Origin of the sequence: Bermanella marisrubri, assembly GCF_012295615.1 — a bacterium.
Classification (GTDB): domain Bacteria; phylum Pseudomonadota; class Gammaproteobacteria; order Pseudomonadales; family Oceanobacteraceae; genus Bermanella; species Bermanella marisrubri.
The window spans coordinates 332,375-346,399 of the sequence record NZ_CP051183.1; the positions used below are offsets into that span (position 1 = coordinate 332,375).

Sequence of the window (14,025 nt, forward strand, 5' to 3'; positions counted from 1 at the left end):
GAATAGATCGAATGATCTATGACACTCAACTTTTTTGGGAGGTCTATGCAAAATTATTGGCAGCAGACACTTTCAAGTGCCCATCAGTTCCGTCATGACTTGCACGCTCATCCTGAGTTGGGTTGGCAAGAGCAGCGTACGGCGTCCAAAATTCGTGAAGCATTATCCTCTCTTAATATCCCATGGCGCGAGTGCGCCGAAACAGGAACCTTGGGGTTTCTAAATCCTAATGGTAGCGGGAGGCACATCGCCTTACGTGGTGATATTGATGCTTTACCCATCTCAGAAAAAACCGATAAAGCCTATTCGTCCAACCATGAAGGCTGTATGCATGCCTGTGGTCATGATGGGCATACTGCGACTTTGATGGCGACAGCCCGTTGGCTTAAAAATGTAGAGGATAGTTTGCCGGGTCCTGTTACCTTGCTGTTTCAGCCAGCTGAAGAAGGCGGGCATGGCGCTAAGAAAATGATCGAAGATGGCGCACTGGATGGCGTCGATATGATCTTTGGTTGGCACAACTGGCCAGCGTTGAAGATGGGCCAATTGGTTTGCCCTGAAGGAATTGTTATGTGTGGTAATGGCACCTTCGAAATTGAAGTCATCGGCAAAGGTGGCCATGCTAGTCAACCTGAACTGTGTCGTGATCCTGTTTTGGCAGCCAGTGCCATGGTGCTTAACGTACAGCAAATTATCAGTCGCCGATTACCTCCGCAGCAATCTAATGTGGTAAGCATTACCTCAATAGAGGCACCCAGTGCTGCCACAGTGATTCCTGAACGCGTTAAAATTGGTGGCAGTATTCGCATCGCCACAGAGCAAGCGCGACAAACCATCAATTCCCTAATTCAAGAAATCTGCGAGCAAACCGCGGCGACCTATGGTGTGCAAGCTAAAGTACAAATCATTCCACGCTACCAGGCCACGGTTAATCACAATGAACAGGCTCAAGCCGTTCGCGATGCTTGGGTAAAAATCAGTGATGATCATTCTCTAGAACATGATATCGCGGTTCCCATCATGGCTTCAGAAGACTTTAGTTATTACTTAAAAGAAGTACCTGGAGCGTTCGCTCTGATTGGTGCTGATGACGGTGAAGATCATCACCATCCTTGTCACAGTCCTTATTACGATTTTAATGATTCACTGGTGGAGCCAGTGACCAAATTGTATGCGCAACTTGTTGGCGCGACGTTACCTTAATCCTAATTTGAGGATTTGAAACAACCGAAAAGTAGTACATCAATGACATGTTTAGGGTCAATGATTGGCCTTTAAGGAGAGAGAGTATGAGCATTTTTCAGCAACGGGAATCAGAAGTCCGAGGTTATTGTCGTGTCTATCCCGTGGTATTTGATACCGCTGTAAATGCACGACAGAAGGACACAGAAGGCAATGAGTACATTGACTTCTTTGCCGGTGCCGGTGTACTGAATTTTGGCCACAATAATGAGCGAATGAAAAACGCCATGATCGAGTATTTACAAAATAATGGCGTGACACATAGCTTGGATATGCATAGTAAAGCCAAGCAAGCATTCATGGAACGATTTACAAAAACCGTATTAGAACCCCGAGGCATGCCACATAAAATGCAATTTATGGGGCCAACGGGTACCAACTCGGTTGAAGCCGCATTAAAAATTGCACGCCGTGCCACTGGCAGAAGTGAAGTGGTTGCATTCACTCATGGTTTCCATGGTATGACGCTAGGTGCGTTAGCTTGTACTGCGAACTCTGTCTTTCGAAACGCGGCCGGTGTTCCACTCAATCACGTTTCCCACTATTCATTTGGTTGCGAGAAGCCTTGCCAAGGCTGCAAAATGGATTGCGGTGTGCAAAGCATAAAAGCACTAGGGGAGCGCTATAAAGATTCTTCTAGTGGTCTTGAGCCACCGGCTGCATTCTTGGTTGAAACTATTCAAGCGGAAGGCGGTGTGAATGTTGCCAGTGAAGAATGGTTAAAAGCAGTAAGTGATTTGGCACGGGAACTAGGCTCCGTTTTCATCGTTGATGATATTCAAGTGGGATGTGGTCGAACAGGTTCGTATTTTAGTTTTGATGGCATGGACTTAGATCCTGATATTGTGTGTCTCGCAAAAGGCATAGGCGGTATGGGGACACCATTGGCCATGAATCTTGTTAAACCTGAAATTGATAGCCATTGGAATCCCGGTGAGCATACCGGCACTTTCCGCGGTCAAGGGTTGTCGTTTGTTGCTGGTACAGAAGCGTTATCGTATTTCGAGAATGATGAGCTAATGAATACAGTAAAAGGACACGCCAGCACCATGCTGAACGCAGTACAACCATTAGAGGACAAACTCGATGGTGTACAAGTGCGCGGCAAAGGCATGATTTTAGGTTTGGATGTGTCTACCGGCGAAAACGCAAAAGCCATTGTCACCAAGTGTTTTGAAGATGGTTTGCTTGTTTCTGCCTGCGGTACGGGTGGTCGAGTGGTGAAGTTAATTCCGCCTCTGACTATTCCTGAGCAAGATCTAAAAGAAGGTTTATCTATCCTCTTGCGCCATGTTAGTGAAGTCATGGGAGGTGCAGCATGATACCTCGTGATGACATGACGTTTCCTTTTGAGGAATACGAGCGCCGTATAACTGAACTGCGTCACCGCATCATGGAACGCCACCTTGATGCCGTGGTGATCACAGATCCAGAAAACATTATGTATTTGACGGATTACCAAACCACAGGTTATTCGTTTTTTCAGGCTTTGGTTGTACCGTTAGAAGGTGAGCCATTCATGATTACGCGCGCGTTAGAGGCGTCAAACATTCATGCGCGTACTTGGGTTGAGCGAACGCGTCCTTATCCAGATACAGGGGACGCCATTCAGATGCTGGTGGATGCGCTACGTGAGTTTGGGTTATCTAAAAAGCGCATTGGTTATGAGCGCAATAGTTATTTCTTTCCCGCGTATCAACAAGATTTCATCCATACCACACTAAGAGACGCTAAGTTATTAGATTGCTTCGGTATTGTTGAACAGGGTCGTATCTGTAAGTCAGATGTTGAAATTGAGCTTATGAAAAAAGCGGCTCATGCTACAGAAATGGGTATGCAAGCGGGCATCGAAGCGAGTGTGGTAGGCGCTACTGAAAATGAAATCGGCGCAGCAATCAGTGATGCCATGTTTCGTGCAGGTGGCGAGCCACCTGCGGTTATGCCGTACGTGACTTCTGGGCCAAGAACCATGATTGGCCATGCTACATGGGAAGGGCGTATTGTTGAGCCAAACGAACACGTGTTCTTAGAAGTGGGTGGTTGTTATCGCCGTTATCATACCGCCATGATGCGAACCGTGGTCATGGGCACCTTGACGGACAGCATGTACGAAGCGCAAGAAAAGATGAAGCATGCTTTAGACTGTCTGCACCGTGATATTCAGCCTGGAATGACGGTGAGCGATGCGGATAACTTAGTGCGAAATATTATTACCGACAACAGTGTTGGGGCCTCTCTAATTACGCGCTCTGGTTATTCCATCGGTATTGCTTTCCCGCCAAGTTGGGATGAAGGCTACATTGTGAGCTTGAAGCAAGGGGAATCACAAGTCCTGCAGCCGGGCATGACTTTCCATATTATTCCGTGGATGTGGGGTGTAGATGGAAATAAAACGTGTGGTATTTCAGATACGATTCGCATCACGGAAGAAGGTTGTGAATCCTTCTTTACTCTAGATCGTGATTTCGTTATCAAGCCAGATCAGTCCAGCAAATCCATTACCGAATCCGTCACCAAATTGGATACCACAAAGAAAAAAGTAAAAGGAGTGGATCAAAAGGAAACCTCTAAAGGTGACGACTCTAGCAGTAAGAAAAACGGATAAGGAGAGGACCATGTTAATTGCGACCAATCCCTACACAGAGAGCAAAATTGCAGAATACCCTTCATTGAAAGGTTCGCAAATTCATGAGCACATCCAGCTTGCCCATGATGCATTTCCTGCCTGGCGAGACCAGCCTTTCAGTGAGCGCGCAAAAATACTCAAAGACATTGCCGCAGAACTTAGAAAACAAAAAGATCATCTTGCATTGTTAATGGCCGATGAAATGGGTAAGCCAATTAAAGAGGGTGGGCCAGAAGTAGAAAAAGCGGCGACCTGCTTCGAGCATTATGCGGATAAAGGTGAAAGTTATTTAGACACGGAGTATCTCGAATCCGATGCCAGTGAGAGCTATGTAAGTTACGAACCATTGGGTGCTCTACTGGGTATTTTGCCATGGAATGCGCCGTTGTGGTTGGCAGCACGATATTTGGCACCGGCGCTCATGGCGGGCAATACCTGCACATTAAAACATGATCCTCATGTGCCTGGCTGTGCGCAAGCCATTATCGACGTGATCAGTGGCGCAGGTGCTCCGGAAAACATTGTGGTGAATCTACCGTTGGAGACACCAGACGTAGAAGCGGCGATTCGTGATCCCCACATAATGGCGGTATCTTTTACTGGTTCTGCCGGCGGTGGTGCAAAGGTGGCGTCCATGGCAGCGTCGGAAATCAAGCATTCAGTATTGGAGTTGGGTGGTTCAGATCCATTCATTGTGATGTCAGATGCGGATTTAGAAAAAGCTATGGATGTAGCGACCTTGTCTCGCATTATTAACGCTGGTCAGTCATGTATCGCTGCCAAACGTATTCTGGTAGAAAAATCGGTCTACGAGCAATTTGTAGAAGGTGTAAAAAGCCGATTGGAAAAATTAAAGATGGGTGATCCTACTGACATTAATACGGACATAGGTCCCATTGCACGCAAAGACTTACAAGAGAATCTTCATCGCCAAGTTCAGGAGTCTATTAAACAAGGTGCGACTTGTTTGTTAGGTGGTGAGATGCCAAAAGATAAAGGCTATTTCTATCCACCCACATTGCTTACCGACGTTAAGCCAGGTACGTGCGCCTTTTTAGAAGAAACCTTTGGTCCAGTAATGGCCATAACGCCCGTAGCGGATATTGAAGAAGCAATAACCTTGGCTAACGATACTGAGTATGGGTTGGGAGCGGCGCTTTGGATGAAAGATCAAGCCAAAGCTAAGCTGATTGCTAAGCGCTTGTATACGGGACAGGTTTCCATTAATGGCATAGTGAAAACCGATCCGCGCTTGCCCAGTGGCGGTGTTAAGCGTTCGGGTTTTGGTCGCGAGCTAGGGCCTCATGGTATAAAAGAGTTTGTTAATGCTAAGCAAGTATGGGTTAAGTAGCAGGTAATTTTGTTTAAGCGTATCAAGGAATGGATAAGCATGATTAAAAACCTAATTTTTGTAGGTATAGCCGTCATTCTTTTTTCAAAGGAGACACATGCTCAACCTGTAACACTTCCTGTTTTCGTATATCACGATGAAGCGCCGTTACACCTTGATTCCAATGAGCTAGACCTTTCTCAGGCATGGGCTAAAACCATGAACGCTCAACAATCTCAATATTGCTTTGTGATACAAAAAATAACTCGCCCAGCGTTAAATCACTGGGTGGAGGGAGAATCACCCTTTATGATCTTGTGGGCGAATACACTCTGGTTTCGCTCTAAAGATACCAATATAAAAGCGACAAAACCTTTGTTTTGGGATGCGGATGTTGTGGTTAGCTTGAGAGATAATCCTGTTCAGTTGCAGACGTTCGATGACTTGATTGGTTTAAGACTTGGTGCCCGTGACGGTCACTATTACAAAGGTCTTGAAGAGTGTTTTTCTGATGGACGCATAAAAAGGGTCGATTCGAATAGTAGTAAAGACAACCTGAGAAGCTTAATGAATAGTGAGATCGACGCTTATATCGATAGTCGTAGTTCTGTACTCTTCACGAAGCAGAATAATGCGTATGAGCAGCCTGTCTATATTGCAGGCTTAGCCCATGATGCATTCTCAAGACATTTAGTCGTTTCGAGAGACTACTTTGAATTGCTACCATTTTTGAATCAACAGATTGAACAGTTAAAGGCTTCTAGTGAGTGGCAGTCTTATATACAAGGTTTTGCTATTCATCGCTTGGTCGATCCATTTGAATTGGACTTGAAAGAACTAGACCAATACTGATCTTTCCCTTTGCCAATAAACTTTATCAACACTAATTCATATCGCTGTAGCCGTATTTGTGTCTTACGCGCAAAACAATTACCAGCGCTAGTGTGCTGCAAAAGAAAAAGCCAATAACTAATGGAAATACTGTGTCGTCAAATAGCTGACCTATGATGCTGCCCACCAAAACAGAAATGAGAGTTTGTATGGTACTGATGACAGAGTTGGCGACGCCAGCTATGTGTCCTAAGGCGTGCACAGCCAAAGCATTAAAATTACCAAACAAGATGCCAAAGCCAGAAAATGCAATCATCAAGTAGGCAAACAAAATAGGAAATGGTGGTAAGCCTTTAAACAATAAACTCATTAAGAAGAAAGCCAGAGAGGCCACGGAAATCAAACACAATGCATAAATGCACAGTTTTTCCATATTGATTTTCATCACTAAGCGGCTATTGGCAAAGCTGGCCAAGCCAATGGTCAATGCCAACAACCCAAAATAAACGGAAAAAAGATCACCCAGTCCGTACCGAATTTGCAGCAGTTGCTGGGAGGATGTTAAATAGCCCACCAAGGCTCCAAACATGATGCCACCAGCAATGGTGTAGTTTCGTGAAGAGTTATGGTTGATCGTTTCTTTTATACCGATCCAGATGTTGGCTAAAGAGAAAGGGACACGTTTTTCGATATCCAAGGTTTCAGGTTGACGCAGTGCCAGCCACACGACAGCTGTTAGCGAAAAGCCGAGCAATACCCAAAAAATTCCATGCCATTCAGCAAAAATAAGAATCAACTGTCCAATGGAAGGTGCGATGGCGGGTACCATAATAAATACCAACATGATTAGACTCATGACTCGTGCCATGTGGCGTCCACTAAAACAATCACGAATCATAGCCAATGACACAACTCGGCATGCAGACGCTCCCATGCCTTGCAATACTCTGCCTATCAACATGGTATGAAAATCGGATGCCATTAAAGAAATAATGTCTCCGACAATAAAGATACTGACACCTAAATAAATAGCGGGCTTACGACCAAAGGAGTCGCTGATGGGGCCATAGATCATCTGTCCCAACGCCATACCGAGAAACACTGCGCCGATAATAAATTGTGCATCATTGGCATGATCGGCATTCAAGTCTTGCGCAATTTGAGCCAGAGCAGGCAGCATAGAATCAATGGTTAAAGCGACCATAGACATGAGCATAGCCATAAGAGCGACGAACTCTTTGCTATGTTTGACGGGTGTTGACGTTGCGGTTGAATGTACAGGGGTAGACATAATAGCCTTGGCAAAAGCACGTAGTTTGGTTCAAGCAACCAGCGAATACTAGCGCTATTTATGCAACACAGCATTGTTGTGACATTTAAATACAGTCAATTACTGGACAATAGGCCTTGCCTTGGTTTAAATACGCCCATCTCTTGATAAGAGTCATTTTCGTTTAACTTGGTTATATGGTGCTATGGCGACCGATTATTTGCACATAACTGGCGGGAAAAAGTGGTCTGGACCACATGCGCCAGCTATGCTTCCATCTATGAAGCGATTTGTGCGTAAATACAACGGCCATCTAGCCATCTTAATGAGTCTTGTGCTCATTATTGCCGGTAGCTTGCAGGTAGTTCACGACCATCTAATTGATCACGAGCACACTGCGGAATGTGCCGTCTTTTTGGTCGATGGCAAACAGCCACTTGCTCAGCAATCTCAAGCCTGCCTTGCTTACAAGCAGCTTGTCGAATCGACACCCTATACTCCAGCCCAGTTTGTACTCTCTTTTCTATATAAGCATCAGTCTCGCGCGCCACCGAAACGCTAGTCTAGTTTAGTCCGATAGTATTTAGACCTTGAATGTAAATTCAAGGTCTAGTTGCACCTGTATTGTTTTTATTAGTTTTAACTTTACTGCGCAGAAATGTGTCGCAGTTTTTTGCTTTGTAGAAAAGGTATAAATAAATGGAATCTATGAATAAAAAGTGGTTAGCGGTAGCCGTTTCTTCTTTGTTGCTGGCAGCTTGTGGTGGCAGTGACGACAACGATAATCATGACCACGACGAACATGAACACGATCATGAGTTTTCGGTTTTAGTTTCACAAACTGGTACAGATACACTTTCGTTATTAGAAGAAGGTGAACTGGAAGCGCTAGATGATGCGGCGGCCGGCAATGGCGCGCAGCTGGTATTAAGTGATAACGGTGCTTATGCAGCGGTACTTGCAAACACTACGGTGAATTTTGTTCATGGTTTGCATGAAGAAGAGCATCACGAAGAGGAAGAAGAGCATACTGAAGAAGAGATGCATGATGAAGAAGAACATGCCCATGAGCATGAAGAAGCTCATGTTCTTGAATTCAGTTTGACAGGTTCTCAAGTAATCTCCACTAATGGTCACTTTGCGGTTTTGAATAGCGATAGCACCACATTCGTAGGGTATGATGAACTTGCAACTCTTACTTCAGCCCCCAATGCATTAAATGTAGGTAATGAAACGTACCCTGCTCTTATGCTCGATGAAGGGCATGGTTTACACATGGTCTTCACTGGCGGTAATGCGGTAATTTATGAAAACGGTGAGGCGGTTGACGGTGCCAGCTTTGCTTGTGCAACACCAACTAGTCATGGTCAAACTGATGAGCTAGTTGTTGTGTCTTGTGGTAATACGGGTGTAATCGCTGTCGTTATCGAAGAAGACAATACAGGTGAACACGCTTTTGAAGACAAGGGTACTCTTACATTATCTGGTACTGCTGCCGATTACGTATGGCGTGCGCAAGGTCACGTGATTGCAGGCTTCGAACCTAACACGGGCAACTATGCGATTGTTGAGCTAGATGAAACTCAGTCTCCTGCAGAAGTAGAAGTAAATGAGGACTCTCATACAGGTGGCAATGTTTGTGCGCTAGGCCTAGATAGCGAAGCGAGTGATGTGTTGTTTGTAACCTCTGATGGTAAATTTGTTGCGCTAAATCATGAAGGTGAAGAACTAGAGACCATCACTTTAGATTTCTCGACCAACTCATCATGCAATGATTTCGTGTTAGCGACAGCAAACAAAACAGCGCTGTTGATCGACAATAACGCCATGAAGGGTTATGAAATTGACGTGGACGATCCAGAATCAAACCCAGACGCCTATCACGTTCATGAAGACTTTGATCTAACGGTAAGCAATGTTTCTAGCATGGTTATTTTCCATGAAATGGAACATGAAGCGCATGAGGGTGAGAATGGCCATTAAGGTTAACTGGGTATTTGCTGCTGGCTTTACGCTAGCAGCGTCATCTTTAAGCAACGCTACTGATGAAACACGTTTAGAAGAGGTGCGCGTTACTGCTTCTGGTCAGTCTTTGAATGATGTAGCTCAGCCAGTTCAAGTGTTCACTCAAGAACAGATGCAAGCGCAGAACGGTCACACGATTGGTGACTTATTATCCAGCTTGCCAGGCGTTTCTAATGCAAGTTTTGGTGCGGGAGTGGGTCGTCCGGTTATTCGTGGCTTGGGCGGCAATCGCGTAAAGATGGCGATTAATGGTACTGATGTGGCGGATGTATCTGCCATGAGCAGTGACCATGCACCTATGGTGGACGCAGCTAATGCCAGCCAACTGGAAGTCATATATGGCCCCAGTACATTACGCTTCGGTAGTGGTGCAATGGGCGGAGTAGTCAATGTAGCGGATTCACGTTTTCATGAAACCGAATTGAAAGGCGTGGAAGGGCAAATAAAGAGTGCCTTGAGTAGCGCTGATGAAGGAACTGATCTTAGCGCCAGTTTGGATGTGGGTAACGGACCCTGGGTTATGCATCTTGATGGCTTTGCTCGTGAGACAGAAAACCATCGCGCGGGCAATGGTGAAGACGTTGACAATACCTCAACACAAAGCCAAGGAGTTAACTTGGGTGTGAATCATATTCAAGATAACGGGAATAGTGTTGGTATCGCTATATCTTCGTTGGATTATGAATATGGGGTTCCCAATCCCGATAATGATCCGGCATCAGTTAGTCCTACGCAAACTCGCTTTGATGCACAGGGTGTTTTCTATGATCTAGTACCACTATTTCAGCAAGTGAAGTTACAACTTACTCATATTGATTATGAGCATGGTGAAAACTTTGATGACACAGTAGTGGGTCTATTCGAAAAAACGTCTACTGAGTTTAAATCCACATTCCAATTGTCGCCTATTGCCAGTTGGCAATCGGTTGTGGGTGTTCAAGCATCTCTGCAAGACTTGGATGTATGCCATGACCATGGTGGTTGTTCTGGTATCCCCAATTATAAGGATCTTAGCTGGGATGGTACCCAAGGTGATAATCTAGTGTCTGCTGGTGGCTGGTTGTTCGCACATGATACGCCTATGCCCTTGACACAAACACAAGATCTAGGTGTGTTCTGGATTGCGGAAACTCATTGGGCCTATGGCTTGTTGGAGTTAGGCGCCCGTGTTGATCAACGCCAGATCGAGCTAGATCCTGTTTCCATTCTGCCGTCGTACCGAAAGAACGCATCTTATTATGCAGATAAAGATTTTGAGTCCGCTTCTTTTAGTGCAGCGATGACATGGAGGTTGAGCAATCAAAAGTTTGGCTTGAGTCTATCTCGTTCGCAAAGAGCACCAACTGCAGATGAAATGTATTGGAACGGGGATCATCATGCGACGTTCAGCTTTCAGCTAGATAATCCGGAGTTAGACGTCGAAACCGCCCATAGTATTGATGTGACTTGGCAATATCTAGGAGAGGGATTTGAAGCTAGCTCCGCTGTGTATTATTACGATTTTGATGGTTACATATACAATGATCTGAAAGGATTGATTAATCCTATTCATCCGGATGATCCTGTGTATCGCAATGAACAACGGGATGCTTGGTTTGCTGGTGCAGAATGGCAATTAGATTATGATGTGACTGATCATTGGCAGTGGTTTGTGAAGGGCGATTATGTTCGCGCTCAACTAAAACAGGGTGCTAATAAAAATCTTCCGCGCACGCCACCTTTATCAATTGCTTCCGGTGTTATATGGAGTAGTGAGCAATGGCTGATGCGAGCAGAGGCAAAACACTTTGCTGAGCAAACGGATATAGCAGAAAATGAAAGCAAGACTGATGGCTATTCATTACTGAATATCTATGGTGCTTACAATCATGCTTTCAGCCAATCAGAGCTACAGCTTTATGTACGCGCACATAATTTGACAGATGAATTAGGTCGGAATCATGTGAGCTATTTAAAAGACTATAGCTATATTGTTGGTCGCAATATTACACTAGGCGTTAACTACTCATTTTAAACATTCTGTTTGAAATGAGTTTATTCAACTCCGATGGCTTCATAGCGATATTGGATTTGAATATCCTTACCCACTTCATAAGCCTGTTGGTTTTCCATGAAGAGGGTAAGGTCTCCAACTAAGATTTCATGTCGATAACGATGCCCCATATACAAGCTATCAATCACTTTTGCTGGTGTTCCATCAGGGCAAGGTGCAAATCCATTTTCTTTCAGTAGTAGTCTTGATGCATTGGCATTGCTAGGCGGCAGCATAAGCAACTTTTGGGGTACTAAGGCGGTATCGATTAAATTACCGGCCTCCATAAAACGCGCCACATATTCGCTGTTGGGGTTTTCAAATACCTCTTGGCTCTTACCGATTTGCTGAATTCGCCCTTGGTTCATCACTGCAGTCTTGTCCGCGAAACTGAATGCCTCTTGCTTACTATGAGTGACAAAAATACAGGTAATGTTGTGGCGTTTTAATAAATGACGCATTTCACTCATCAAGCCGTTTTTTACTTGGCTATCTATGTTGGAGAAAGGCTCATCCATTAATAATAGTTTTGGTCGGTTGACCATAGCCCGCGCCACAGCACAGCGCTGCTGTTGGCCACCACTGAGTTCATGTGGATAGCGTTTGCCCAAGTTGTCTAAACTTACGAGCGTCAGTGCTTGATGAATATGCGCTTCTTTGGCTTCACGATTCAGATGCCGTAAAGAAAAGCCAATATTTTCCGCTACAGTCATGTGAGGAAATAAGGCATAGTCTTGAAAGATAAAACCAAGATCCCGTTTTTCTGGCGGGACTTCGTAGGCATTATGTTTTAACAAATGTTCAAATAACTCGATTTTACCGTGTTTAACGTTAATCAATCCGGCCATTGCTTTCAATGCCGTGGTTTTACCGCAGCCACTGGGGCCCAATAAACAGAGAATATCTCCTTGATTTAGAGATAGGCTGAAGTCTTGCAAGATAGGTTTTTCATCGAAGCTCACCTCGAGCTGTTCAACGTTTAATGCAGTTGTTTCTTGGCTCATGTCATTCTCTGGCTACGAGTGAGTATGGCAATGGGTAATAGGCTCACCACTATGATCAGAAGTGCTGCCAATGAACCTTGATGTAGTAATTCGTCACTGGCGTATTGATAGACATAGGTGGAAAGTGTTTGAAAATCGAATGGTCGTAATAGCAGCGCGGCTGGCAATTCTTTTACACATTCTATAAAAACCAACAAGCCAGCACTTATAATTGCAGGGCTAAGTAAAGGTAGGTGAATACGTTTAAAAACTCCACTACTGCCTTGCTTGAGAGTTTTAGCGGCTAAGTCTAAGTTGGGGCTTATGTTTCCATAAGCGCTGTTAATACTGCCATTAGCAATGGCTGCAAACCGCATCACAAAGGCTAATACCAGTGCGAAACTGGTGCCGGAAAAAATCAACCCCAATCGAGTCTCGAATAATGGATTCATCAGCTGATTAGCCCAGATATCTAATTGCCCGAGTGGAATCAGTATAGCGATGGCCAAAACCGTGCCGGGAATGGCATACCCCAAAGAAGCGAAATTAAGCTGCCATTGCGGCCATTGTTTAGCTTTTGCATTGTGCTGTCGAATGTTGTGATTCAATAATAATGCAATCAGCACGCAGATGACCGCGGCTATAGCGGCCAATAAGAACGTATTACTGCCATGGAGCCATAGTGCTTCTTGCACATTAATGTCCCAATATAAAATGCTGTAATCCAATAAAAAATAGACAGGAACAATAAAACCTAATAGCAATACCAAACCGCAAAAAAACCATATGCACGTAGCTGCCCATTTAGAGCAAGGAATCCGACTCAGGGTTCGATTAGAACGTAACTCAAAATGTTTTTGATCTCGTCGTTGCCAGCGCTCTAGTGATACCAGTGTTACAACAAACAACAATAATAGGCAGGAAATTTTCGCTGCGGTAGACATGGATCCATAAACCAACCAACTATCATAAATGGCAGTTGTCAGCGTACTGATAGCGAACAAGTGCACTGTGCCAAAGTCTGCTAGGGATTCCATGGCCACTAGACTGCACCCCACCGCTAGTGCCGGTCTTGCCAAGGGGAGACGAATATTAAAAAAAATGTTGCGGCTGTTTGCGCTCAACATTCGAGCAGCTTGATCAAGATTATCACTTTGTTGAGCAAAACTTTGTCGCATGAGAAGATAAATATATGGGTATAGGGCCAATGCGAGCATGAGGCTGGCGCCGGTAATGGAGCGAATATCGAAAAACCAATAGTCGCCTGCTTGCCAGTTAAACAGTTCTCTTAAACCGCTTTGAATGGGTCCGGCGTAATCCAATAATTCCGTATAAATATAAGCGCTGATATAGGCTGGGATGGCAAGTGGAATCACCATAAACCACTGCAGATAGCGACGCCCCCAAAAGTCATAGCGAGCGCACCACCAAGCTGGTGCGATGGCAAATAGACAGGCAAAAACCAATGTGAGTGAAACGACACTTAAACTGTTTTTGACATAGTCCCAAAGGACAGTATTCCAGATGTCTAGAAAGGTTTGATTAGATTCGCCACTGAACAAGGCTTCATAAAATAATGCCACGATCGGGACGAACAGACCGATAGAGATGCAACTTGCAATGGCAACAGTGGCGAGGGATGATTTTTTCATGGGCGGATTATAACGTTGACGTTGCCACTTGTCC

The 14,025-nt window shown here is 44.8% G+C and carries 11 protein-coding genes; 8 read left to right on the forward strand and 3 right to left on the reverse strand.

What is annotated here, in order from left to right:
* Positions 1-45 precede the first annotated feature (45 nt).
* The 5 genes from doeB2 to HF888_RS01510 all read left to right on the forward strand — a co-directional run bounded on the left by doeB2 (position 46) and on the right by HF888_RS01510 (position 6,050).
* Positions 46-1,203: a N(2)-acetyl-L-2,4-diaminobutanoate deacetylase DoeB2 gene (gene doeB2 / locus HF888_RS01490; protein WP_007017948.1), complete on the forward strand. Its 1,158-nt coding sequence runs from the start codon at positions 46-48 to the stop codon at positions 1,201-1,203.
* An 86-nt stretch (positions 1,204-1,289) separates the two neighbouring features.
* A complete protein-coding gene (locus tag HF888_RS01495; RefSeq protein ID WP_007017947.1) occupies positions 1,290-2,564 on the forward strand; it encodes an aspartate aminotransferase family protein in 1,275 nt (424 codons plus the stop codon).
* Positions 2,561-3,847, forward strand: a complete 1,287-nt coding sequence (gene doeA / locus HF888_RS01500) for an ectoine hydrolase (protein ID WP_007017946.1) — start codon at positions 2,561-2,563, stop codon at positions 3,845-3,847. Before HF888_RS01495 ends, doeA begins: the two co-directional genes overlap by 4 nt.
* 10 nt (positions 3,848-3,857) lie before the next feature.
* Positions 3,858-5,219: an NAD-dependent succinate-semialdehyde dehydrogenase gene (locus tag HF888_RS01505; RefSeq protein ID WP_007017945.1), complete on the forward strand. Its 1,362-nt coding sequence runs from the start codon at positions 3,858-3,860 to the stop codon at positions 5,217-5,219.
* Positions 5,220-5,258: 39 nt separating this feature from the next.
* On the forward strand, positions 5,259-6,050 hold the full coding sequence (locus HF888_RS01510; RefSeq protein ID WP_007017944.1) for a substrate-binding periplasmic protein: 792 nt from the start codon (positions 5,259-5,261) through the stop codon (positions 6,048-6,050).
* 31 nt (positions 6,051-6,081) lie between these two features.
* Here HF888_RS01510 and HF888_RS01515 read toward each other — a convergent pair whose 3' ends face one another.
* Positions 6,082-7,320, reverse strand: coding sequence for a multidrug effflux MFS transporter (locus HF888_RS01515; RefSeq protein ID WP_083771910.1), 1,239 nt, complete (start codon positions 7,318-7,320; stop codon positions 6,082-6,084).
* Positions 7,321-7,504: 184 nt separating this feature from the next.
* Here HF888_RS01515 and HF888_RS01520 point away from each other — a divergent pair, with 184 nt between their 5' ends.
* The 3 genes from HF888_RS01520 (at position 7,505) to HF888_RS01530 (ending at position 11,338) form a co-directional block, all read left to right on the forward strand.
* Positions 7,505-7,861: a hypothetical protein gene (locus HF888_RS01520; RefSeq protein ID WP_007017942.1), complete on the forward strand. Its 357-nt coding sequence runs from the start codon at positions 7,505-7,507 to the stop codon at positions 7,859-7,861.
* Positions 7,862-7,998: 137 nt separating this feature from the next.
* On the forward strand, positions 7,999-9,282 hold the full coding sequence (locus HF888_RS16525) for a hypothetical protein (RefSeq protein WP_007017941.1): 1,284 nt from the start codon (positions 7,999-8,001) through the stop codon (positions 9,280-9,282).
* Positions 9,239-11,338: a TonB-dependent receptor gene (locus HF888_RS01530; protein WP_168367026.1), complete on the forward strand. Its 2,100-nt coding sequence runs from the start codon at positions 9,239-9,241 to the stop codon at positions 11,336-11,338. Before HF888_RS16525 ends, HF888_RS01530 begins: the two co-directional genes overlap by 44 nt.
* A 20-nt stretch (positions 11,339-11,358) precedes the next feature.
* Here the strand turns inward: HF888_RS01530 and HF888_RS01535 are convergent, their stop codons facing one another.
* A complete protein-coding gene (locus HF888_RS01535; protein WP_007017847.1) occupies positions 11,359-12,360 on the reverse strand; it encodes an ABC transporter ATP-binding protein in 1,002 nt (333 codons plus the stop codon).
* A complete protein-coding gene (locus tag HF888_RS01540) occupies positions 12,357-13,991 on the reverse strand; it encodes an ABC transporter permease (protein ID WP_007017848.1) in 1,635 nt (544 codons plus the stop codon). The genes HF888_RS01535 and HF888_RS01540 overlap by 4 nt, the downstream gene beginning before the upstream one ends.
* Positions 13,992-14,025: the final 34 nt, after the last annotated feature.

What these genes read in the sequence shown, in the direction of transcription:
- doeB2 (WP_007017948.1), top strand. Translation starts at nt 46, where the DNA reads ATGCAAAATTATTGGCAGCAGACACTTTCAAGTGCCCATCAGTTCCGT.
- HF888_RS01495 (WP_007017947.1), top strand. Translation starts at nt 1,290, where the DNA reads ATGAGCATTTTTCAGCAACGGGAATCAGAAGTCCGAGGTTATTGTCGT.
- doeA (WP_007017946.1), top strand. Translation starts at nt 2,561, where the DNA reads ATGATACCTCGTGATGACATGACGTTTCCTTTTGAGGAATACGAGCGC.
- HF888_RS01505 (WP_007017945.1), top strand. Translation starts at nt 3,858, where the DNA reads ATGTTAATTGCGACCAATCCCTACACAGAGAGCAAAATTGCAGAATAC.
- HF888_RS01510 (WP_007017944.1), top strand. Translation starts at nt 5,259, where the DNA reads ATGATTAAAAACCTAATTTTTGTAGGTATAGCCGTCATTCTTTTTTCA.
- HF888_RS01515 (WP_083771910.1), bottom strand. Translation starts at nt 7,320, where the DNA reads ATGTCTACCCCTGTACATTCAACCGCAACGTCAACACCCGTCAAACAT.
- HF888_RS01520 (WP_007017942.1), top strand. Translation starts at nt 7,505, where the DNA reads ATGGCGACCGATTATTTGCACATAACTGGCGGGAAAAAGTGGTCTGGA.
- HF888_RS16525 (WP_007017941.1), top strand. Translation starts at nt 7,999, where the DNA reads ATGGAATCTATGAATAAAAAGTGGTTAGCGGTAGCCGTTTCTTCTTTG.
- HF888_RS01530 (WP_168367026.1), top strand. Translation starts at nt 9,239, where the DNA reads ATGAAATGGAACATGAAGCGCATGAGGGTGAGAATGGCCATTAAGGTT.
- HF888_RS01535 (WP_007017847.1), bottom strand. Translation starts at nt 12,360, where the DNA reads ATGAGCCAAGAAACAACTGCATTAAACGTTGAACAGCTCGAGGTGAGC.
- HF888_RS01540 (WP_007017848.1), bottom strand. Translation starts at nt 13,991, where the DNA reads ATGAAAAAATCATCCCTCGCCACTGTTGCCATTGCAAGTTGCATCTCT.